This window comes from Rhodococcus sp. JVH1 (assembly GCF_000280725.2).
In the GTDB taxonomy this organism is placed as follows: Bacteria; Actinomycetota; Actinomycetes; order Mycobacteriales; family Mycobacteriaceae; genus Rhodococcus_F; species Rhodococcus_F jostii_A.
In genome coordinates this window covers 7,195,799-7,217,187 of sequence record NZ_CP166289.1, presented here as the reverse complement: position 1 = coordinate 7,217,187, position 21,389 = coordinate 7,195,799, and the positions used below count along the sequence as shown (strand labels likewise).

Here is a 21,389-nt window from a genome sequence, read left to right as displayed (position 1 = left end):
GTGAACCTCGGCAACTCAGCCGGTCGCCGGGCCAGGCCGCGCGAATGCGCGTCTCAGATGGTGTCCGAGGACCTCGCGCGGGACTCGACTGTGAGCGCGGGTGCGACGAACAGCGGGATCACCGTCCCGCATCAGGTACAGAGGCCACGGCAGCTCTCCGCCGCCGCTGATGTTCCGTGCAGGTTCTCCGTCCGGGTCTTGCCTGGTCCCGGCGTCCCGATCGTGGTGGATCGCAGCGGGCCATGTCAGTTCCGGGCCTCCGGTAGCCAAGAGATCAACACTGAATTACACTGTTAGTGAGCGTTAGGAGATCACTTGTGACTGTCGCAGACGATCGTCAGGCCCGCGCTGCCGCAGAGCAGTACGCCGCCGGCGCGCTGTCATTCGAGGACGCCTTGACCCGCACCATCGGACACCCGATCGACAGAGCAACGGTCGCCACGGCTCTCAGCTACCTCGCGTCCCTGGGCGCCCTGCAACCCCAAGGCGCGCTCTCGCGTCACGACGCCGACCTCCTCGACGAAGCCGGCTTCACCGACGACGGCGAACGAGCCAGCTTCTCCGTCGCACTGGGACGGGCACAGACCATGAGCGACCTCCGTCGCACCGCCCTCACCGCCGCCGAGGTCGCCGACCTGCTGACAGTGAAGGCGCCCCGGGTCCGCCAACTCACCTCGATCGAACACAAACTCTGGGCCCTCGACGACGTCGATCGACGAGGACGCCTATACCCGAAGGTGCAATTTACCGACACGGGGATGGTGCCGTACCTCGACCAGATCCTGCCCCAACTCCCCGCCGACCTGCACCCCCTCACCGTCAACGCGGTGCTGACCCTGCCCCGGTTTGACCTCACCGTCGACGGTCACCCCGCATCGGTCGTCGAGTTCCTCACCTCCGCCGCAGCAGAGCACGACCTACCCACCGTCCTCGAGGTCGTCGAACGCGCGACGAGCCTCGGCTAGTGGCCACGACCACCCCACACCCGATCGCGGACATGCGCGATCAGGGGATCCGCGACGACGAACTGGTCACCATCGCGGCCACCACACGCCGTCTCTGGCGTATCCACCCCACCGACGGCGCCCACGTGGGGCCGTGGCACGGCTTCCGCACACACGGGCCACTGCTGCGCTTCGACCATCACCCACGGCCGAGAGCCGACCACCCCAAGTACGGCATCTGGTACGGAGCCAGTAGCCCGCGCGGCGCCCTCGCCGAGGTCTTCCAGGAAACCCGAGTGATCGACCGATTCCACCGCGCCCCCTATCTCTCAGCACTGACCCTGGACCGCCCCCTCACCCTGCTCGATCTCGGAGGGTTCTCCGGCGGCACCTGGCCGACCCGGCTCGGATGCAACCACTCCCTCGACTCCGGCCCGCACTCCCAATCCCACGCGTGGGCCAGGACGATCCACCGCGCCTACCCGAACCTCGACGGGATCGCGTACCGCGGCAGATTCGCCGGTGAGCTGTGCGTGGCGCTGTTCGAGCACGCCGCGGACGCCTTCCCCACCAACCCAGCGCTCTCACTGCCACTGTCCCACGTTGGACTCGCGCGCCGTATCGACGGCGCGGCAGTGGAATTGGGATACCAAGTTGTCTGACCGTCGGGCACGGGGATCTTCAGCTACAGCCACGACGACACCGAGCCTCCACACGATTGCGTGATTCGAGGTACCTGTCGGTGGCGTCGACGCCGGTTCGGGCGAGGTTCTGGTCGACGTTCTCGGGGTTGCCTGCCGTCTACCGCTTGGCGTAGTCGGCGACGCCGGTCCAGTCGATGACCACGCAGGGCTCATCACCGAGGATCCAGGCGTCATGTCCGGGCGGGCAGATCATGAGATCACCCGGGCCGAACTCCATGTCCTCCCCGTCGTCCATGACGATCTTCATGCGACCCGAGATGACGTACCCCATGTGAGCGGCTTGGCAGCTGTCCGTCTTGGCTATCGGTTTGACGTGCTTGGACCACTTCCAGCCGGGCTGGAAGGTCGCCCTCCCCACAGCGCCGGACGTAACACTGACGAGTTCGAGCTTGCCCATCTCGCCCTCGAAGGGGCGGGTTTCCTCGGGTGAATCGAGGCTCTTGCGGATCAGACCGGACATCGGTTGTCCTCCCACATCGTTGAGGCGGCACCCACCGATGCGGCGGACCTCCGACCGGCCAAATCGGGAACCGCGGGTTGAATCGAATGTTCTGATACTTCAATTCTGGGCGGGCACTATCGTGTGCCGCAATACCGAGCGGCGGCCCGTAGGTGGGAGGGCGAGGGGCCACTTCCCCAGCGAGCAGTCCGCGCTCAAGTGTCTCTACCTCGCCACCCGGTCGCTGGACCCCACAGGAAAGGGAAGAGCACGATGGGTGACGAGGTGGAAGCCTCCCGGAACCATCGACGTAACGGCGGATGAGCCGTGGGGCGGCTAGGACACTTCCTCGACCTGCTTGTTCGATTCGGGTAACTCGGCTTTGGCCAGTGTCCGAGCGTTGGCCTCCGCGTCGCGGACGAACCGGAGGCGGGTCACCAGGCCGGCGGCGATGACCAGAGTGATGCTGACCGCAGTGAGGCCCCAGTAGATGCTTCCGGTGGCGGTTTCGAGGGCGCCGAAGCCGAAGGGGCCGACGAAGCCGCCGAGGTTGGCGAGGGAGTTGATCGAGGCCAGGCCGACGGCTGCGGCGGGTCCGGTCAGGAACAGTGAGGGCAGCGCCCAGAACGGGCCGTAGGTGGCGTAGACGGCGACGGTGATGACGACCAGCAGGATCACCGAGAATCACAGGCTGTCCTGGACGAAGACCATCGAGACGAGTCCGGCGGCGGCGACGAGCAGCGGGATACCGAGATCGGGTTCAGCCGGGGGCGTTTGCGGGCGATCAGCTTCGTCGCCTTCGTTCGTCCGATCCCCGGCAGCACCCACAGCGCCGTTTCCAGGTCTCAGGCGGGCCATCCCGGGGTCAGCGGGTCCGGTTCATCGAACCAGTCCCCATCCGGGCCTATCGCCGCCAGAAGAGCGTTCAGCGCCTCCGCCTGGGTGTGCAGGATCGCCCGCGCCGCTTTCGGGGGGACCTGCACGGACAGGAACACCCGCCGCGACCAGGTCGTCCGCGGTGAACCGGTCCGCCTCCCCCGCCCGGTCCCCGGTGCTGGACCAGGCGTCGAAGTGCGCCCCGACGTAGGCGTCGTCGCCAAGGTACGGGCGGTCGTAGTACTTCGTCAGGGCCGCGATCGCCGCCGCGTCCGAGTCGGTGGCGAGGGTGGTCGGCAGCCGCAATGTCTACCCCGCACACTCTCACCCTTCCGGCGCCGGCCGCCGGGAACCGAGCCGGAGTGGTCGCGACGTGCAGGGGCGGCAAGGGCAAGTGCCTCGTCGACCAGCGAGCTCGTCTCGGATCCGTGCCCGTTCCCGCACGCTCAGCCGGTGCAGGTACGGATACAGGTATTCACCCCCTGAGTGATCGGTGAGTCATGAACGCACGATGATGCTCATGAGTTACCGACAACAGGGTCAGTGTGACCAACAGGAACACCGCGTGGGTGTGCGATGAACAATCTCGACGGCAAGGTCGCCATCGTCACCGGCGGCACCGGCGGAATCGGCAAGGGTGTCGCACTGCGGCTCGCCGCGCGCGGTGCGACGGTCGTTGTCAACGGCAGGGACGAACGCAAGGCCGAGTCGGTCCTCGCGGACATCGAACGCCTCGGCGGCACCGGGGGCTTCGTCGCCGGCGACGTGCGCTCAAAGAGCGACATGGACGCGGTCACAGCGCAAACCGCTCGCCGCTTCCGGGGGTGTCGACATTGTGGTGCCCAACGCCGGAGGCAACGACGACGAAGCCCGCTCACCCGACGTCCGCGGCCCCTTCCCCGACATCGACCTCGGCCGCGTCACGGCCTTCATCGGGCAGGCCGTGGCAGCGAAACTCCTGGTGGTGCAGTCCGCTGTGCCCTACATGCGGGAGCGAGGCGGCGGCAGCGTCGTCTTCGTCACGTCCGAGGGCGGCAGGGTGCCGACACCGGGACAGACCGCGATCGCCACCTTCTCCGGCGGATTGATCATGGCGAGCAAACTGTTGTCCAAGGAGTTGGCGCGACACCAGATCCGAGTGAACTGCGTGTGTGTGACCGTGGTCCGTGATTCGCCGTCATGGGAGGCGGCCTTCCAGCACGAAGGTCGCGTATCCGACCATCACCGAAAGCAATACGAGAAGATCATCGACCGCAGTCCGCTGGGAGTCGCAGCGCCACAGGACATCGGCAACGTGGTCACCTTCCTGGCCTCCGACGATGCCAAGTACCTCACCGGAACAGTAGTCAGCCCCACCGGCGGCTTGACCATCCACTGATCGGCCGGACGAGACAAGGGCGGGCGGAACTGTTCAGGGCGCCCGAATCAGTGCTCTCGGGCAGGTGCGTGCGGACCTTCTCCGCCAGATCCGGCAGGCCCAGCGCACCCCGCCACTCACCGTAGGCCCGCGCCGAGGCGGCTCGGGCCAGTTCCTCGTCCACCAGCACCACCGGGCTGGTGGGATACGCAACCCGCGCCACGAGCCGGGCGATCTCGTCGGCCGTCAGGATCTTCCCGAGCGGCAGCGTGGATGCTGCATCGGTCATGGCGTCTCCCCCGTCTGAGCTGACTGGACGTGGTGTGGACAGTATCGCGTTGCGGGCGTGACCGTTCGGCCGTCACAGGGACGTGTCATCTGCCCGTTCAGTGATAGGAATGCGCGGTGATCGATGCGCACAAAGGATGGCCTGACGGCGAGTGCACCACCACTGGCTTCTTCGACGGCATTGACCGCTGGAGGACTGCGAACCGGCCGCCCGGCCCCCGAGTTCGTGCCGCGGCGCGTCTGCAGCTCGGCAACTTCAGGCGCCCGCACGAGGCTCGCTGGTGGGAGGCTCTGGCACTGACAATGCTCCTCGCCATCGCGGCGGCGGCACTCACCACCGTCGCGCTCGATGACGTCCTGATGGTCTTGCTCGTGGCGATCGCACTCATGCTGGTCGGGATATTCGTGTACGTCATCTACGCGTTGGCACTGGCGACTCGATCCCGCGCCTAACCCGTCACCCGGTGGCGGCACCGGTTTCAGGTGATGTGGCTGACAAAACGGCACCAGCACAGTCGGGGCGCCGCTCACCGTCTACGTCCGCCGAGGCGGCGCAGTGACCTTCCACAACCACTTCCGATGGCCCGCAATCACACCCCAGCGGCCGCCGGTCGCGCACCAGCTACGGCTCGAACTACTGACCACTGCCGCCGAGGCCGACCAAGTCGTCATTACCTTCACGACAGATAAACACATCGCCACCACGTACAACAGGGACGGGTGGCGGGAACCCACCCCCGCCGAACGTCACAAGTACACGATCCCGACAACGACGAATCGATGGGATCTACTGTTCGATCCTCACGACGAACAATGCACAGCCAGCCTCACTGCTTCACGGGCCAAACTCGCCACCTGAGACGGCAGCTGTCAGTGGCTATGCGCCGCGGCGGGCGCGGGCGCCCTCGACCACGGACCGCCGCAGCACCCAGGTACCGCCCACACGGGTGGCCGGCAACACCTTGCCCTTGATGGCCTTCAGCACGTCCTGCCGGGTCATTCCGAGGCCGTCGGCGGCCTCCTGCACCGACACCAGCGGCGGGAGGTCCATCGCGTCGGTGAGGCGGTCGAAATCGGCGGTGATGAGCACTCGCAGCGACCGCAACGACCATGGGTAGGTCCCCAGGACCGCCAGGGCCGTCGAGGTGGCCTGCCGCACCAATTCGGCGGAGATGGTGAACACGACCTCGGCGTGACCAAGTTCCGAGCGCCCGGCCCCGCCGGGTAGCTCAGCACAAACGTTAAGAAATCGGCTCGGGGTCGAAGAGCCCCGCTGACCCAGCGAGGATCTCGGCCTCAAACTTGTTGATGGCCGTGCCCCTTTCGTCGTGGTAGAAGCTCATGCTGGTGACCAAGGCCAGATCCGGAGCTAGCGGATGATCGATCTGAACAAGGGAAGACCGGCCGAAGGGTGTGTTCGAGTGGAATTTGATTGTGCCGCCCTCACGTTCCACCTCTTCCACATCGGTTAGCAGGGTGGGACGCCCATATGCAACAAGTTGCCCGAGCATCCGTAGGGAGACCCAGTCAATGAGTTCATCGACCTTCTCAAAAGCGATGGCGTACTCTCTTGCAGATTCCGACAGCTCATCGATCACCGTGGCGACCTGCTGACGTCGGTAGTCCTCCCGGCGAACCATCCGCACGGGTTCATAAGCATCGATAGAAGCCGATGAGAGAAGCGTGCGGAGTCGCTTGCGCGCCTCCACAAGTTCTTGTCGAGAACCTTCTGTGAGATCGGTCCACAGGGACGCAAACGTTGCCCACTCCTTCGTGCTCTGCAGCGCCTTCGCTGATGCATGGATCGCCTCGTTGTATGAGCGCTGCTCAAGGCCCATTGGCGACGGCCATCGCATCCGAAAATGCCACGAGCATCGTTACGGTTTGCTCGTGCGTACCAGGTACCGGTGCCGTGCCGCGGCGGCTGCGGTCGAGCTGCGCGCGCAGCCTGTGAGCGTGGAGCGGGTCCGTTTGCAGGCTGTCGAGTGCGGCGTACGATCATGCGGCAGGAGGACCTGATTCCGTGACCGCACTGCACGTTTCGGGGTCATGACCGCCGACAGGATCTGCTGGTCCGCAACTCTACTCCGGATAGGCAGGGGCGGCGTCCTACTGACTCAGTTCGATTCGATCGATCCCGCTCGCGTCTACCTGAATGCCGATTCGGAGTTGGCGTTGATTAAGCTATGCTGCAACTATTTTCTTGGAATGAGTGAGTATTATGTTGCCCACTCCGTCCGGTTCGAGTGCGAATGAGACGCGAACTGGGCTGCCTTTGTCACTGTATTCATTCCAGCTCAAACGCCTCGGCGCATCGACTTCTACGACATGACATGTGACTTCTTGCTTCCCGTTGTCCCGCATCAGTCGGAAACGTGCGTCGATCTTCAACGAGTCGACAGAGCTATCGCGCTCAACTACGTCCCATCCTTCATACCATCCGGGTATTTCGTCGACCGTCGTCAACAATGTCCACGGCTTCGGGTGTCGTCGCGATTGTGATCGATTGGGTCAGAGCATCAGACATCAGAGCCTCCGCGGCGTAGTAGCCGGTGTGTTCGATTCTGTACGAGGTTTCAGTGCCGTAGGAGGACACGAACCTGGTGTTCGATGTCCTGCACTATGTCGTCGACGGTGCTGGCGATGTTGGTCGTGGCCGCCATGCTGAGGAGCATGATCGCGGATACGATGTGTGCCAACGTGGCTGCATCGCGTGCGCTGACACTCTCGTCGCGCTGCAGGACGGCAGCGATTGCTTCCTCGGTCTGCACGGTCAGGGCAAGCGCGTCACGGTGATGGGGTTCCTCAGGGTCACCGAACACGATTTCCCGCAAATAGGTTCGCCCGTTGTCGATCTGGGTTCGGTTACATTCCACGACCGGATGGACGATCGCGATCACCGCCTCGAGCACGTCGGTCGTGCTCTCAGCGGCCACCCTGCCTCTGGTGAGCGCGTCGGCATAACTGGAGTTCTGCACGAGCAGAAGAAGCTCACTCTTGGTCTTCGCATAGAGGAACAGCGTCCCGGTACCGATGTCGGCTTTGTCCGCGATCTGCTGAGTGGTGACCTCGTCGACCCCGTGCTCGGTGAAGAGCTCGCGAGCGGCCGCGGTGATGCGGTCGAGCTTTTGCTGCTTGTTCCGCTCGCGACGACCGACCGACTGGGGTGTGACTGACATGACGGGGAATCCTTCGGATTAGATTCTGACTACGCTCGGTTCTGAGTATAGTCACCCGGGTCTGGAGATGCATCGCCCTCGCGCACCATTCCTCGTCGACGTGGATGGCGTAGCATGCTCGACTCCAGTCTGCGGCGACCTTCCTTGACCGATCGACGTAAACGATCAACCCTCATGTGACCAGTTTCCCACTCTGGCAGCCGTTCACACTCGGCGGCGTGGACGTGCGGGCTCAGTCATGGCACCTGGTCGGTGAGCTCGCCACGCTGAACCTGGCGTACCTACACATTCACCACATCGGCGACGACCAACTGCTCCGCTCGTCCCGCGATGTATGGCCAACCGCGCTGCTTCGTAGTTTCTCGTGCGCACGAACACGATGCACGTGCCCGGTCAGTGGGCGAGGAACTCGAGCACTGCGGGGACGAACTTATCGTGGTTCTGGAAGATACCGCCGTGACCCGAGTCGGGGTAGATGATGAGCTCGGAGCCCTTGATTCGGTGGTGGAGGTCGTCGGAGAGTACCGAGGGCACCATTCGGTCGTTATCGCCGTTGGCGATCAGGGTGGGCTGAGTGATCGTCGACAGATCGACCGGCGTTGCCCGACCCCACTTCTTGATCGCTTTCACCTGTGTTTGAAATGCTTTCACTGTGATGGATTCGTCGCGGTCGGCAGTGCGCTCTTCGAGGCGCTTCACAAACGCTTTCGCGGCGCGTTTGCCGGTGGCGTTGCGGTTGAAGAACAGGAACTCCTTCGGGTCCGACCGAGTCAGGGTCGCCCGCAGCGTGTCGTAATAGGTGGTGCCTGCGACCTTGTCGATGCCCTTCCCACCGGCAGGGCCGGTGCCGGTGAGAATCAGCTTGCGCACCAGTTCAGGGTGTTTGACGACGAGGTCCTGGGCGATCATGCCGCCGAGGGAGAACGAGAAAATGTCGACCTTGTCGAAGCCGAGGGCGTTGATGAACGTCACGGCATCGTCGGCCATCGCCTCGATGCTGTCGGGAACGGTGCCGGTGGAGGCACCGACGCCACGATTGTCGAAAGCGATGACATGGTGGTTCTTGGCAATGGGATCGATGATGCGGGGATCCCAGTTGTCCAGGGTCGCGGCGAGGTGGACGAAGAAGACGACGGGGATTCCGCCCTTCGGTCCCAGCTCGCGATAGGCGTAGGTGACACCGCCCGCGGTGACGGTGCGTGCCGGAGCGTCTTTGTATGTGGTGGTGATGTTCTCGGGTGTGTGGTTGCTGGTGTTCATGACGTTCCCTGCGCTGTCGACTGTCGTTCGTGTTGTGGGGTGGTGTTATTCGTGCTGTGAGGTTGGTGTAAAGACGGGGATGGTTGTTCCGGTCGGTGCGTACGGTCAGGTGTTGCTGATCACGGATTTGCCGCGGATGCCGCCTTGCTCGAGCCGCCCCAGAGCCTCGATGGTCTGATCGAATGGGGAGACACGTCCGACGACTGGACGTAGCGCCCCGGTGTCGACCAGGTGCGCGATGCGGCGTAGCTGATCGCCGTCGGCGCGCATGAAGAGGAACTCGTAGTTCACGCCCAGCTTTCGCGCTTGGCGGCGAATGTGGTTGCTGAGGGCGGTGGTCGCCAGGCGCAGTATCGGGTTCAGGCCGGCCTCACGGGCAAAGGCCGGGTCCGGGGGTCCGGCGATCCCGATCGCCGTGCCACCCGGCTTCAACACACGCAGCGACTTCTCGAGGTTCTTCCCGCCCAGGCTGTCCAGCACCAGGTCGTAGCCACCCAGGACCTGCCCGAAGTCTTCGCTGCGGTAGTCGACGACGGTGTCGGCACCGAGTTCGCGGACAAAGTCGGTGTTGGTGGCGCTGGCAGTGGTCGCGACAATCGCACCCAGGTGCTTGGCGAGCTGGATCGCGATCGTCCCGACTCCGCCGGCACCGGCGTGGATGAGGACCTTCTGCCCGGGCTGTACGTTGCCGCGCTCGACGAGCGCCTGCCACGCGGTCAACGCCACCAATGGAAGCGAACCCGCCTCCTCCATGCTGATCGATGCCGGTTTCAACGCCAGATCGGTCTCGGCGACGGCAATACGTTCGGCGAACGTGCCGATGCGGTCCTTGTCCGGCCGGGCAAAGACCTCGTCACCGGGCTTGAATCCCCGTACCCGCGCGCCGACCCGGATGACGGTGCCGGCCACGTCGTTGCCGAGGATCAGCGGCAGCGTGTACGGCAGGATCTGTTTGAATTCGCCCGCCCGGATCTTTTCGTCGAGTTGATTGAGTCCGGCGGCCTGCACTTGGACGAGCACATCACCCTCCCCGACTACGGGCTCGGGCACGTCCCGCTCCTGCAGTGGACCCTTGTACTTGTCGACGACGAACGCTCTCATAGCGTGATACTCCTTCTTCGGTGATGGACCCGGGCTGACGCAGGGCACGCTGCTCACGGCAGAGGAAGTCCCTTGCGGCGGCGCCGAACTCGCGGTGAGTTTGGAAAGTCGACCCCAATGACCGGAATCTGGGTGCAACCATGTGTGCGCCCGGCAGACGGCGCGCCACCTCGATGGCATTCGCGAACGGCACCATCCGGCCACAGTCGCCGTGAACGATAAGCACCGGCCTTGTCCATCTCCTGAGTCTCACTCCCCACCTTAGCCGAGCATACTCAATTATGAGTGTGCTCATAAACCTTGTCAAGGTCTGGCCTCGAAGCCGCTCCGATGCCGGAAACGAACCGGCCAGGCTGAAATCGCGCAAGTTCTCTCAATCCCGCTATCGAGCCGCACGATCATCTTCCGCTCCCTCGCCAGCACAGTCGCGCAGCCGCCGACATCACCGACCTGGAGAAGACCCAGAAACCCGTCTCGAACATGACCGCGGCCGACATGGATCAGAACCTTCTGCCCCGCTTGCAGGTTCGCCCTCTCGATCAGCGCCTGCCACTCGGTCAAGCCTGCCCAGAGGGATCGACGCCGCCTCTTCCATGGTGAGTGCTCGTGGCGTGATCGCCACGTCAGCCTCGTTCACGGGAACGAATCCGGGAATGTGCCGATCCGATTTTGCCGGCGCCGCGCGTAGAGCTCGTCGGCGGGCTCGAATCGCCGCACCGCGGGTCCGACACGGGCGATGACACCGATCAGGTCGTTGCCGAGGACGCCCGGTAACGATACGACAGAATAGGTTTGAGCGTCCCCTCTCGGATCGTCAGATCCAAGGGCTCCATACTCGCAATACGGTTTTGAACCGGTAGGTCATCATCTCGCAACTACGGTGTGGGCATCTCGCCGTCCGCACAGCGTTGTTGTTCCCATACCGGTTGAGAACGACATCATTCGCCGTGTTTCTATCTCCACGTGCGGACCACGGAGGCTGTGGCTAGATGCGCGCCGGGCTGCGTTGATCGTTTTCGCTGAGGTGCGGCAACTCTGGAACGAGTTGGTCGTTCCTGCCCAAGGCGGCAACTTCGGTCTCGAGGGCGGGAACCGTCGCGGCGGAAAATCGCCGCGTCCACGGCCAGACCAGCGGTGAATTCAGCAGCGCCTTGGCCCAGTTGGCGACGGCGACCGCCCGGGGAACGTAGACGCGACTGCGCCGGTGGGCGAGCCCGTCCACGATGGCAGAGGCCGCTCGGTCGACACTGGTCGTGACGTTCCCCGGATACGGCAGGCGCCGGCGCATCTTCTGGAAGGAGGGAATGTCAACCTCGGCGCCTCGTACGAGGTCGGTGTCGATCCAGGACGGATGGACGAGACCGACGGTGATCCCGAGGTGGGCCACTTCCGCGCGATAGGCAAGTGCGAGCGACTCGACGCCGGCCTTGCTCGCGCCGTAGGAGGCGAGACCGCCAATCGAGGTGAAGGACAGTGCGGATGCCACGATCAGCACGTGACCCCGACTGCGTTGCAGGTGCGGTGTCACATGCTTGAGGGTGCGGAATACGCCGTTGAGGTTGATGTCCACGACTCGCTCGAAGGACCTCTCGTCCGCATGTCGCACCGTTCCGTATGCGGCCACTCCGGCGTTGGCGACGACCATGTCCACACCGTTCATGACATTGGCGCACTCGTCGATCGCGGATTGCAACCCCGCGCTGTCGCGCACGTCCGCCTCGCACCAGTGCGCCGATGGCCCCAGTTCGGCGGCCACGGCGCGCAGTCTGTCCGGTTCGAGTCCGATCAGGGCGACGCGGGCTCCCTGGGCGGCGGCGAGCCGTGCCACTTGCTCACCGATGCCGCGCGCGGCCCCGGTGACGATTACCTTGCGGCCCACGAGTTCACGTTTCATGCCCCGACTGTAACTTCGTTATATCGCGAATGCAATGGTCCTCCGGCATCTCCCCCCGGATTCTCCGGGTTTCGACCTGGCCGCCCGTCCTCGAGTTGCCGGGCCGCTGAGTTCGACGCGGCGGCAGGGTCGCGATTCGGCGTCCATACTGACCAGGACACCTGCACCCCTGGACGAACGAGCACTGCCAGGCACAGGTTCGGGGATCCTCGTGGTACGCCATGAGGCACTGTGGGACCCTCGACGACTGCGACGGAACCCGCTGGGCCAGAGCGCCCCTGGGCACCCGGAGCGTAAGCCTCGGGCTCAGCTCGCCGCGTGCGCGGGGCGCCGCGGTCTCGGCTCAGGAGCCGGTCGGGCTCTTCGTTGCCGGCCGAGCCGAGTCGTACAGGCGCACGGCTCTCTCGTGTGAAGCCTGGGCGAGTTCGCGGGTGTCGCCGAGACCGACGGCAAAGTTCACGCCCATCGGCAGCAGGACCTGCACCGCCGCGTCGTCGAACTCGGCGAAGTGCTCACCCAGCTCCAGGGTGATGTAGCCGTGGACGTAACTCCACAGCTGCGCAGCGACCACCTCCGGGTCCTGTGGTCCGACCCTGCCGGAGCTCACGAGACGTGCACACGCGTGGATGACGCGTGCGTAGGCTTCACGGAAGGCTGGCGAATGTCCGCTCAACCGAACGTCCGACTCGAGGGGTCGGTAGGTAGCGCGAGTGGAGAGTCCGAACATTAGGTCATAGAGATGAGGGTTCTCGCGCGCCACTTGCCGACACGTCAATGCCAGCGCGAACAGATCCACGACCGGATCCTCAGTCTCCGGCACCCGGGAAAAGGCGGTGCCGAGTTCGGTGAATCCATGGTCTGCGACCGCGCGGACGAGCTCGGGGATGCCGCCGAAGTGGTGGTAGACGACCATCGTCGACAATCCGGCGGCGGACGCCACCGTCCGGGCCTTGATCGCGGCCGGGCCCTGTTCGGCCAGCAGGCCGACCGTGGCCCGAATCAGCCGCTCCGGCACACCCTCGGGCGACGGGGCCGGCGACGTCTCTCCCATATCTCCACCTGACTTTGCATTTCCGCCGGCGGGCACCTCAGTGCCCGAGTGACTCTTGCCACTGCGACATAACATGGTTATAGTAGCCCATAACGAAGTTACCGCGCCGTCCGGGCATTGACTCAACGCTCGCCGTACGTACTTCCCCTTCGCACCATTCACGGAAGTGAAATCTCATGACACACAAAACCGAGGGACACCTCGAGGTCGAGGACCGCGGGGACGTGCTGATCGTCCGCGTGAACGGCGGCCCGCACAGCCTGTTCGGCCTCGACATCGCCACCCAACTCGAAGAGTTGGTGGACCGCGTCGACCGCGACCCGGGAATCCGTGCGGTCGTGTTCACCGGGACACGCCCCGGCCGGTCGTCAGCCATGCGGATGTGCGGTGGCTGCAGGAAGAGGGGGCGGCGGTCCCGCCGCTGGGCCGTCGCGGTGCCTCCGCGATCGCGCGGGTCGCCCGAGGCGCTGCTCGCGCACGCGCCCTAGAGCCCGTGGCGCGCAGGACCCCGCTGTGGGGGGCCGTCCAGCTCGACCGGCTGCATGCGACGTTTCTGAAGATGAACGCCAGCGGCGTCATTTTCGTTGCCGCCCTGAATGGTTCGGCGCTCGGCCTCGGCGCGGAATTCGCCTGGGCGTGCGACCTGCGGGTCATGGCCGACGGGGACTTCTTCATCGGCCAGCCCGAGGTGCTGCTGGGAATCAATCCGGGCGGCGGCGGCACCCAGCGCCTGACCCGACTGATCGGCACCCACCGATCCCTGGTCGCCATCCTCGAAGGCAAGCCGTTCACTCCCGCGCAGGCCCTCGCCAACGGCGCCGTCGACGACGTGGTGGCTACGGGCGACGTGATCACGCGGGCGACCGAACTTGCCGAATACTTCGGTGCCCGCCCGAGGGAGGCCATCGCGGCGGTCAAGAGGTCGGTGTATTTCGGCGGCTCGATGTCGCTGACGGAGGGTTTGCACGTCGAGCGCACCGAATTCCTCGGCACCGACCAATCCGAGGACGGTCAGCAGCTGATGCTCGACTACCTCGCGACCACCGACGCCACCGGTGAGCTGCCCCTCTACAACCCGGACACCTACAAGCAGGCACTCGAATCGGGCCGCGTGCCCGGCGGCTCGACGAACGGACGATGAGACCAGCCATGGCCACCAAGAAGCCCTACACCCGCCACGACGTCCTCTTCTCCTCCGGCGACAGCTCCTGCGCCGCATGGCTGCATCTGCCCACCGGCGTCACCTCACCACCCGTCGTCATCCTCGGACACGGCCTCGGCGCCACCCGCGATATGCGCTTGGATGCCTTCGCCGAACGCTTCGCCAGGGCTGGCATCGCCGCCTTCGCGTTCACCTACCGGCACTTCGGCGACAGCGGCGGCCATCCCCGTCAGCTGCTGTCGATCAAGCGCCAGCTCGCCGACTGGGACGCCGCCATCGCTTGGGTCAAGGCTCGCGGCGGTCTCGACAGCACACGCATCGCGGTCTGGGGCAGCTCCTTCGGCGGCGGACACGCCATCACCGTCGCCTCCCGGCATCCGGAACTGCGAGCGGCGGTCGCCCAGTGCCCGTTCACCGACGGGTTGGCCTCCGCGCTCGCGCTCGGCCCAGCCGCCTCAGTGAAGGCCTCCCCCGTGGTCGCCCGGGATCTGGTGGCCAAGGTTGGTCGGCGCGCACCGGTCATGATTCCGCTCGCCGGGACCCCCGGTTCACTGGCACTGATGAACGCCCCGGACGCCCTGCCCGGTTACCGGGCGATCGTGCCGGCCGGGACGACGTTCCGGAACGAGGTAGCGGCACGGGTGATTCCCAGTCTCGTTACCTACCGGCCCGGGCGCGCGGCCAAGAAGATCGCCTTCCCGATTCTGTTCTGCGTGAGCAACACCGACACCGTCACACCGCCCGCCCAGACCCTCCGCTACGCGCGGACCGCACCGCAGGGCGAGATCAAGACCTACGACGCCGGCCACTTCGACTTCTACCTCGGCGAACCCTTCGAGGCCTTGGTCCGTGACCAGATCGAGTTCCTCACCCGCCAATTCGACTCGGCACCGGTCGCACCGTCACCGGGCCGGGCCGCACCACACCGAAGGTGAACACGACCACGATGAACTTCGCTTCGCTGCCCGACCGCCGCGCCGATCTCGACCCGCACGGACCCGCGGTCTCCGACGCCACCGGATCGCTCACCAACGCTCAGTTCCTCGACCGAGTTCGCGCGGCCACCCGCCACCTCCACTACCGGGGAATCGGGCCCGGAGATGTCGTGGCCCTGAGGCTGACGAACCGCACCGAGTTCGTGGTGCTGCTGTTCGCGACCTGGCGGCTCGGCGCCACCATCACCCCGGTCAACCCGGCCCTGACCGACGTCGAGGTTGCTCGGCAGCTCGCCGACTCCGCCGCACGGCTGCTCGTCGTCGAGGACGGCACGACCCTAGTGGGTGGCGTTGCCACTCTCGCCGTCGACGAGCTGTTCCAGGAGGCGACCGAGTCCGATCCCACACCACCTGCGGACTCGTCCGCACTCGCCCTGCTGATTTACACCAGCGGCACGACCGGGGTGCCGAAGGGCGTGATGCTCGACCACACCAACATCGACGCCATGGCCGAGATGGGTGTGCAGGCGCTGCAGTTGGGTCCGGCAGACCGATGCCTGCTGATCCTGCCGCTTTTCCACGTCAACGGCATCGTCGTCAGCGTCCTCACCCCGCTGCTCGCCGGCGCGAGCGTCGTCATCGCCGGCCGATTCGATCCCCGCACCTTCTTCGACCTCGTCGAATCCGAGCGCCCGACCTTCTTCAGTGCGGTGCCGACGATCTACAGCATCCTGGCGGCGCTCCCGGACGAGGTTCGGCCCGACACGTCCTCAGTGCGGTTCGGCATCTGCGGCGCCGCACCTGCCTCAGCGGAGTTGCTGGCCCGGTTCGAGGACCGGTACGGGTTTGCCCTCCTCGAGGGTTACGGGCTGTCCGAAGGGACCTGCGCCTCCACCCTCAACCCGGTCTCGGGACCTCGGCGCGCCGGAACGGTGGGGATCGCATTCCCGGGCCAGGAGATTCGCATCGTCGACGAGAACGGCGTCGAACTGGGCCCCGGTGTGGACGGCGAGGTCGTCGTGCGCGGCCCCAATGTGATGCGCGGCTACCTCGGCCGTCCGGAGGACACCGCACGGACCGTCATCGACGGATGGCTGCACACGGGCGATGTCGGCCACCTCGATCCGGAGGGCTACCTGACACTGGTCGGGCGCTCGAAAGACATGATCATCCGCGGCGGGGAGAACATCTACCCCAAGGAAATCGAAGACGTCCTCGCCGGTGACCCGTCCGTGCTCGAGGCCGCCGTCATCGGCGTACCCGACACCATCTGGGGTGAGGTCGTCGTCGCCTATGTCCAGCCGACACCGGGTTCGACCGTCGATCCCGCTGCGTTACAGGGGCTCTGCGCACGGAAACTCAGCCGCTACAAGCGGCCGACGTCGATCGTCGTCGTTGATGCCATCGCCAAGAACGCGGTCGGCAAGATCGACAAGGTTGCACTGCGGGCCGCCCACACCACCGCCCCTGCGACGTCGTAACCACCACTCCCCGCGAAAGGTACCGCTCCATGGCATCCCTGCACGACCCACTGCCGCTGCCCTGCGGCCAGGTACTCCCGAACCGCATCATGAAGGCCGCGTTGAGCGAAGCGCTCGGTGATAATCGGAACGCTCCCGACGGCCGCCTCGAACAGCTCTACACCACCTGGAGTCGAGGCGGCTACGGCCTGCTGGTCACCGGCAACGTCATGATCGACCGCACCCAGCTCGGTGAGCCAGGCAATATCGTCATCGAGGACGAACGCAACCTCGACGCACTGACAAGCTGGGCCAAGACCACCAAAGATGCCGCCGTCCCGATCTGGGTGCAGCTCAACCATCCCGGACGCCAGTCGAACCCGCTCGCGCTCGGACACACTCCCGTCGCCCCCAGTCCGGTCCCGCTCGATATTCCCGGCGCGTCCACCCCGCGTGAGCTGACCCCCGGCGAGATCGAGGACATCATCGAACGTTTCGCCGCCGCCGCTCTCGTCTGCGAGACAGCAGGTTTCGACGGCGTGCAAATTCACGGCGCGCACGGCTACCTCGTCGCCCAGTTCCTCTCACCGCTGGCGAACCGGCGCGACGACGACTGGGGCGGTGACCCGGAGCGGCGGATGCGGTTCGTCCTCGAGGTCGTGCGCCGCATCCGCGCGAGGGTGTCACCGGGCTTCGCGGTCGGCATCAAACTCAACTCGGCCGACTTCCAACGCGGCGGATTCACCGAGGACGAGTCGCGCGGCGTGGTCGCGGCGCTGGCCCAGGAAGGTCTCGACCTGATCGAGGTCAGCGGCGGAAGCTACGAGTCTCCCGCCATGATGGGCACCGCCGCGGCCAGTACCCGCGCCCGCGAGGCCTATTTCCTCGAGTACGCACGCACGGTCCGCGCGCTGGCAGGAAATGTCCCGCTGGCCGTGACCGGCGGTTTCCGCTCCCGCACCGCCATGGAGGCAGCGATCGGTGCCGGCGAATGCGATGTCGTCGGGATCGGCCGGCCCACCGCGACGACCACCGACGCCGCCTCCGCCATCTTGACCGGGCGCGCCGACACTCTCACCACTCATCAGTCGCGATCCGGGATGCGCGGCGTCCTGGGCCGGGTGGTCGACATCAAAACCCTCGACGGGATCCTCGACCTCGGCTGGCACACCGACCAGCTGCACCGCATAGGCGCCGGCCTCGAACCCGATCCGAATCGGGGTCGCCTCGCCACCACGGTCGCACTGTTGCGCCGCAACGGCCGGACAACTCTACGCCCCAAACGCGGCGGCTAGGGCAACTGCACCTCCCCCACTCACCCTGGCGGCTACGCCCCCGTGCGCGGCCCACCCCAATGCCCACGGCTGTCATGGCAGCAGGGCAGACGTCGGTCGAGAAACGCTCAGGTCAAACCCGGCAGAACATGCCGATGTTCAGGAGAAACGATGAACCAGCAAGCCCCGCCCAGAACTGCGAACACGTCTCCGACCCTTTCCGTCGACGTCGACGGAAAGCGGTTCGCCTATCGCGAGTTCGGGCCGAGCACCGGTGTGCCCGTTGTCTTCCTGCATCACTTCACCGCGGTCCTCGACGACTGGGACCCGCGTGTCATCGACGGAATCGCATCGAAACGTCGCGTAATTACCTTCGACAACCGCGGTATCGGCGCAAGTGAAGGTCACACGCCCACCACCGTCGCGGCCATGGCCGACGACGCAATCGCCATCATCCGAGCACTCGGCCTCGAGCAAGTCGACCTGATGGGATTCTCCCTCGGGGGATTCATCGCGCAGGTGATCGCGACGCAGCAGCCTGCGCTGGTCCGCCGGATCATCCTCGCCGGCACAGGCGCAGCCGGCGGTAACGGCGTCGGCAACATCACGCTGAAACTTCTCGGCGACACCGTGCACGGGCTGCTCACCCGCACAGACCCCAAGCGCTACCTCTTCTTCACCAGGACCGCCAACGGCAAGGCAGTGGCAACGGCCTATATGGACCGGCTCACCGAACGCACCCACGACCGCGTCAACCCCACCTCATCTCGGTCAGTCGCCGCGCAGATCCTCGCGATTCGGCGATGGGGAGCGCAGGATCCCATGGACCTGGGCTCGATCGAGCACCCCGTGCTCGTCGCGAACGGAGAGGACGACCGAATGCTCCCGACGCGGGCTTCGTTCGACCTCGCCCACCGCCTCCCGAACGCCTCGCTCCGGATCTACCCGGACGCCGGTCATGGCGGCGTGTTCCAACACCACGAACAGTTCGTCCAGGAGGTGCTGAAGTTCCTTCGCTCACCGTACGGACCTACCTAGAGCACCCGGTCACACCCGCGCTATCGCGGTGGCCGCCGTACCGGTCTGGCCGAAACGAAGATACCGAGATCATCGCAGGACGGATTTGAGCCGCCGAGGCCGCCCGGATCACCACTCAGCCGTGGTAGCGCGGTGTCGCAATTGAATTATCGGTAGATACGGTCCGGTGTGACACAGGGCCCTCATAGCCCATAGAGGGTGACCTCCGGTTATGCGTTCGGCGCGGGATGTACGTCTCCAGGCACGATTCCGGCCCGTATTCCGATCGCGCTGGCTTCCCCACGGTTGGCGACGTCGAGTTTCTTGAGCACGCTGGCGACTTGAAACTTGATCGTGCTCTGGCTGATTCCGAGTTCCTCGGCGATGGCGCGGTTACGTTTTCCCATCGCGAGCTGCGCGAGAACTTCGAGTTCGCGGGGGTTCAGGGTGGACAGAAGGTGCTCGTCCGGTCGGACGGTCGGCGGGTCCAGGGGAATGGTCAGGGTGACCCGGCTCCCCCACCCGGCAATGGACTCGATGTCGATCCGACCACGAAGGGTCTGCAACCGTCCGGCAAGCTGGCGTGTGAGGGCAGTTCGGTCGATATCGCCGGGTCCCTGGTCGCGGACCTCGATGAGGACGTTGTCGCCGTCGCAGTCCCACGCGATCCGCATTCGGGTCAGCACCGGTTGTGCGCCGAAGGCGAGCACGATGGCGCGGACCATCGCGCGTGCCGCGTGCGCAACCTCTCCAGGCAGGGGGCGGCCGTCGGCGGGCGGGTCGACGTAGTCGACGTCGACGTCGCGGTGTCGCAGCAGGGGGCGTAGTTCGCCCTGCAGTCTGGCGAAGGCGGTGGTGACCGCTTCCTCAGAGTGGGCGCGATCGGCAGCGCCGGCTGAGCGGTGTCCGCCGCACAGCGCGACCGGTTTCTCGGCTACATTGAGGCCGGCCGCGCCGACGGCCACCGGATCACCGCCGGCGGCCGAACCCCGACGTCACAGCCGCTCGGCTGGTTCGTCGAACCCACCGTATTCGAGGGCGTCGACAACTCCGCGCGCATCACGCAGGAGGAAATCTTCGGCGTCCGACATGACGAACTCTCAGCGCACAGCGACCTGGTCGCAAGAGCGCTGCCTCTGGGCTGCCCCACGCCTGTTCACAAAATCTCCTCGCGAGCGATTATCCATCCCATTCTAGGTGCTGCCGGCAGTGGTCGCGCAAAAGGTCATCAGAGCACGTAAAGCTCCGGGCGGACGGAGCGTCGTCGATCAGGACGACGGATTCGGCGTGGTTGAAGGGCATAGCTGCCATGTTTCAACCTTCTCGTCAGAATCTCGGTCTACGCTGGATCGATCCTGCGTAGCTTGCCAGGCCAGCCGACTACCCCACCGTCCGCACACGAGCGACAGGACGGTGTCAGGTTACCCAGTCGAGGGATTGCCCATGGCCGCCGGCGGGTGCGCCGAGGTGCCAGCTGGCGCCGAGTACGGGATTGGGTTGGCGCCAGGGTTCGGGTAGACGCTCGATCAGCGCGAGCACGTCCGTGTCGTCGGCAATGGCCGTGCACCACTGCTGGTAGGTGGCGGAGTTCCTCCCCTTCGCCTCTACCTCTGCAAATGTGCGGTATCTGAGCGAGGTGTCCACAGTTGCCCTCTACTCGCTTCGCGCCTCGGCGAAAGCCTTTCGATCACACCGAACACCGATTGTTGGTGATCGGCGACTGGACAGCGATCCTACCGCGAGGGAACAGCGGTGCCCAATCTGACCACCCGGAGCGTCGGCGGAAGGTTCCCCGGCTCGGCCGTGTTGCAGACCTCCTGTCCGGATGGCGCCACCGGAATGTGGTGACCGTCGACCACCCCGCGCTCTACTTGAAACGTGGCGAGGCCGCCCTTGATGACGGGCACTTCAGCAGCGATTGTTGCGCGCCATGAATTCCCGGTTCGCACCGCGTGCAGCGGTCAAATCATCGTCACGGTCGGCCAGCTGCCGTTGAAGATCGGAATTTTCCTGTTCGAGGTGATTGACGCGCTCTCCAATGCATCGCGATCGGGAGGCCCGCCGAGTCCGGATTGCCGCCACACCTGATCGCCCAGTACGTCGGCGAGTCGTTGTTCGAGCTGGCCGAGGTAAGCGTCTTGGCGGCGGACGCCGTCGGTGAGGTTGGCGATGTCGGTCAGCAGCGACTGTTTGCTCGCGCTGGGACCTGTCGCCGCGATGGCGGGTGGTTCGGCGGCCTTGGTGATGACGGCGGTGTGCGGGTCGGGGTGACGGTAGATCAGGCTGCCGTGGACACCGGCGGTCCGCGAGACGGCGGAGACGGTGATCTCCGCACCGCTGTTGGCGAGTTGGTCGAGCGCAGCGACGACCCTCTTGCGGCGTCGCTGCCTATCAAGGCGTCGGGAGTCGGTCAGGGACATACTGTTGCGGGTCATGAGCCGACGTGGC

The 21,389-nt window shown here is 65.5% G+C and carries 24 protein-coding genes and 5 pseudogenes; 13 read left to right on the top strand and 16 right to left on the bottom strand.

Annotation, left to right across the window (positions count from 1 at the left end; all coding sequences use genetic code 11):
* Positions 1–317 precede the first annotated feature (317 nt).
* Entirely contained in the window at positions 318–965 is a 648-nt protein-coding gene (locus JVH1_RS33830; RefSeq protein WP_009473459.1) for a hypothetical protein, read from the top strand.
* Complete coding sequence (locus JVH1_RS33825; RefSeq protein ID WP_009473460.1) at positions 965–1,606, top strand: RES family NAD+ phosphorylase; 642 nt, start codon at positions 965–967, stop codon at positions 1,604–1,606. Before JVH1_RS33830 ends, JVH1_RS33825 begins: the two co-directional genes overlap by 1 nt.
* A 139-nt stretch (positions 1,607–1,745) precedes the next feature.
* Here the strand turns inward: JVH1_RS33825 and JVH1_RS33820 are convergent, their stop codons facing one another.
* The gene (locus JVH1_RS33820; protein ID WP_009473461.1) at positions 1,746–2,108 is read right to left on the bottom strand and encodes a cupin domain-containing protein; all 363 of its coding nucleotides are present in this window, start codon (positions 2,106–2,108) and stop codon (positions 1,746–1,748) included.
* 157 nt (positions 2,109–2,265) lie between these two features.
* On the opposite strand from JVH1_RS33820, the pseudogene JVH1_RS33815 reads away from it, so the two are divergent.
* Positions 2,266–2,427: pseudogene (locus JVH1_RS33815) on the top strand (IS256 family transposase); the annotation flags it as partial.
* Here JVH1_RS33815 and JVH1_RS33810 read toward each other — a convergent pair.
* From JVH1_RS33810 to JVH1_RS33800, 3 genes and pseudogenes are all read right to left on the bottom strand, one after another.
* On the bottom strand, positions 2,424–2,765 hold the full coding sequence (locus JVH1_RS33810; RefSeq protein WP_009473462.1) for a hypothetical protein: 342 nt from the start codon (positions 2,763–2,765) through the stop codon (positions 2,424–2,426). The pseudogene JVH1_RS33815 and the gene JVH1_RS33810 overlap by 4 nt on opposite strands.
* Positions 2,762–3,070: pseudogene (locus tag JVH1_RS33805) on the bottom strand (DUF6308 family protein). The gene JVH1_RS33810 and the pseudogene JVH1_RS33805 overlap by 4 nt, the downstream one beginning before the upstream one ends.
* Positions 2,967–3,269 carry a DUF6308 family protein gene (locus JVH1_RS33800; protein ID WP_009473464.1) on the bottom strand — a complete coding sequence of 101 codons (303 nt, stop codon included), beginning with the start codon at positions 3,267–3,269 and terminating at the stop codon, positions 2,967–2,969. Before JVH1_RS33800 ends, JVH1_RS33805 begins: the two are co-directional and overlap by 104 nt.
* A gap of 270 nt (positions 3,270–3,539) precedes the next feature.
* Here JVH1_RS33800 and JVH1_RS33795 point away from each other — a divergent pair.
* A pseudogene (locus JVH1_RS33795) lies at positions 3,540–3,740 on the top strand (SDR family NAD(P)-dependent oxidoreductase); the annotation flags it as partial.
* A gap of 61 nt (positions 3,741–3,801) precedes the next feature.
* Positions 3,802–4,341: an SDR family NAD(P)-dependent oxidoreductase gene (locus tag JVH1_RS33790; protein WP_272943923.1), complete on the top strand. Its 540-nt coding sequence runs from the start codon at positions 3,802–3,804 to the stop codon at positions 4,339–4,341.
* Here JVH1_RS33790 and JVH1_RS33785 read toward each other — a convergent pair.
* Positions 4,310–4,609 carry a hypothetical protein gene (locus tag JVH1_RS33785; RefSeq protein WP_009473467.1) on the bottom strand — a complete coding sequence of 100 codons (300 nt, stop codon included), beginning with the start codon at positions 4,607–4,609 and terminating at the stop codon, positions 4,310–4,312. The two genes, JVH1_RS33790 and JVH1_RS33785, sit on opposite strands and share 32 nt — an antisense overlap.
* Positions 4,610–4,725: 116 nt before the next feature.
* Here JVH1_RS33785 and JVH1_RS33780 point away from each other — a divergent pair, with 116 nt between their 5' ends.
* A complete protein-coding gene (locus tag JVH1_RS33780) occupies positions 4,726–5,061 on the top strand; it encodes a hypothetical protein (protein ID WP_009473468.1) in 336 nt (111 codons plus the stop codon).
* 424 nt (positions 5,062–5,485) lie between these two features.
* Here the strand turns inward: JVH1_RS33780 and JVH1_RS33775 are convergent, their stop codons facing one another.
* The 8 genes from JVH1_RS33775 to JVH1_RS33740 form a co-directional block, all read right to left on the bottom strand.
* Positions 5,486–5,791: a helix-turn-helix domain-containing protein gene (locus JVH1_RS33775; protein WP_009473470.1), complete on the bottom strand. Its 306-nt coding sequence runs from the start codon at positions 5,789–5,791 to the stop codon at positions 5,486–5,488.
* Between the two features lie 58 nt (positions 5,792–5,849).
* Positions 5,850–6,446 carry a hypothetical protein gene (locus JVH1_RS33770; RefSeq protein ID WP_009473471.1) on the bottom strand — a complete coding sequence of 199 codons (597 nt, stop codon included), beginning with the start codon at positions 6,444–6,446 and terminating at the stop codon, positions 5,850–5,852.
* A gap of 346 nt (positions 6,447–6,792) precedes the next feature.
* A complete protein-coding gene (locus JVH1_RS33765) occupies positions 6,793–7,074 on the bottom strand; it encodes a hypothetical protein (protein WP_157173938.1) in 282 nt (93 codons plus the stop codon).
* 110 nt (positions 7,075–7,184) lie between these two features.
* The gene (locus tag JVH1_RS33760; protein WP_009473473.1) at positions 7,185–7,787 is read right to left on the bottom strand and encodes a TetR/AcrR family transcriptional regulator; all 603 of its coding nucleotides are present in this window, start codon (positions 7,785–7,787) and stop codon (positions 7,185–7,187) included.
* Between the two features lie 393 nt (positions 7,788–8,180).
* A complete protein-coding gene (locus JVH1_RS33755) occupies positions 8,181–9,047 on the bottom strand; it encodes an alpha/beta fold hydrolase (RefSeq protein ID WP_009473474.1) in 867 nt (288 codons plus the stop codon).
* Between the two features lie 105 nt (positions 9,048–9,152).
* Complete coding sequence (locus JVH1_RS33750) at positions 9,153–10,148, bottom strand: NADP-dependent oxidoreductase (RefSeq protein WP_009473475.1); 996 nt, start codon at positions 10,146–10,148, stop codon at positions 9,153–9,155.
* Positions 10,149–11,133: 985 nt separating this feature from the next.
* Positions 11,134–12,042 (bottom strand): SDR family oxidoreductase, encoded by a 909-nt coding sequence (locus tag JVH1_RS33745; RefSeq protein ID WP_009473476.1) that lies wholly within the window; start codon positions 12,040–12,042, stop codon positions 11,134–11,136.
* A gap of 343 nt (positions 12,043–12,385) precedes the next feature.
* The gene (locus JVH1_RS33740; RefSeq protein WP_009473477.1) at positions 12,386–13,093 is read right to left on the bottom strand and encodes a TetR/AcrR family transcriptional regulator; all 708 of its coding nucleotides are present in this window, start codon (positions 13,091–13,093) and stop codon (positions 12,386–12,388) included.
* Positions 13,094–13,269: 176 nt separating this feature from the next.
* Here JVH1_RS33740 and JVH1_RS33735 point away from each other — a divergent pair, with 176 nt between their 5' ends.
* The 6 genes from JVH1_RS33735 to JVH1_RS33710 all read left to right on the top strand — a co-directional run bounded on the left by JVH1_RS33735 (position 13,270) and on the right by JVH1_RS33710 (position 18,962).
* Positions 13,270–13,581 (top strand): enoyl-CoA hydratase/isomerase domain protein, encoded by a 312-nt coding sequence (locus JVH1_RS33735; RefSeq protein WP_009473478.1) that lies wholly within the window; start codon positions 13,270–13,272, stop codon positions 13,579–13,581.
* 5 nt (positions 13,582–13,586) lie between these two features.
* Positions 13,587–14,234 carry an enoyl-CoA hydratase/isomerase family protein gene (locus JVH1_RS33730; RefSeq protein WP_237735106.1) on the top strand — a complete coding sequence of 216 codons (648 nt, stop codon included), beginning with the start codon at positions 13,587–13,589 and terminating at the stop codon, positions 14,232–14,234.
* An 8-nt stretch (positions 14,235–14,242) separates the two neighbouring features.
* Positions 14,243–15,190 carry an alpha/beta hydrolase gene (locus JVH1_RS33725; protein ID WP_009473480.1) on the top strand — a complete coding sequence of 316 codons (948 nt, stop codon included), beginning with the start codon at positions 14,243–14,245 and terminating at the stop codon, positions 15,188–15,190.
* A gap of 11 nt (positions 15,191–15,201) precedes the next feature.
* Positions 15,202–16,671, top strand: coding sequence for a class I adenylate-forming enzyme family protein (locus JVH1_RS33720; RefSeq protein WP_043777979.1), 1,470 nt, complete (start codon positions 15,202–15,204; stop codon positions 16,669–16,671).
* A gap of 29 nt (positions 16,672–16,700) precedes the next feature.
* Complete coding sequence (locus JVH1_RS33715; protein WP_009473482.1) at positions 16,701–17,945, top strand: NADH:flavin oxidoreductase/NADH oxidase family protein; 1,245 nt, start codon at positions 16,701–16,703, stop codon at positions 17,943–17,945.
* Between the two features lie 150 nt (positions 17,946–18,095).
* Entirely contained in the window at positions 18,096–18,962 is an 867-nt protein-coding gene (locus tag JVH1_RS33710; protein ID WP_009473483.1) for an alpha/beta fold hydrolase, read from the top strand.
* 209 nt (positions 18,963–19,171) lie between these two features.
* On the opposite strand, the pseudogene JVH1_RS33705 reads toward JVH1_RS33710, so the two are convergent.
* Positions 19,172–19,843: pseudogene (locus JVH1_RS33705) on the bottom strand (LuxR C-terminal-related transcriptional regulator); the annotation flags it as partial.
* Here JVH1_RS33705 and JVH1_RS33700 point away from each other — a divergent pair.
* Positions 19,844–20,023: pseudogene (locus JVH1_RS33700) on the top strand (aldehyde dehydrogenase family protein); the annotation flags it as partial.
* Positions 20,024–20,357: 334 nt separating this feature from the next.
* Here JVH1_RS33700 and JVH1_RS33695 read toward each other — a convergent pair.
* Together JVH1_RS33695 and JVH1_RS33690 are read right to left on the bottom strand one after the other, a co-directional pair.
* On the bottom strand, positions 20,358–20,585 hold the full coding sequence (locus JVH1_RS33695) for a DUF2332 family protein (protein WP_009473485.1): 228 nt from the start codon (positions 20,583–20,585) through the stop codon (positions 20,358–20,360).
* 317 nt (positions 20,586–20,902) lie between these two features.
* Positions 20,903–21,376, bottom strand: a complete 474-nt coding sequence (locus tag JVH1_RS33690; RefSeq protein WP_157173940.1) for a hypothetical protein — start codon at positions 21,374–21,376, stop codon at positions 20,903–20,905.
* Positions 21,377–21,389 lie beyond the last annotated feature (13 nt).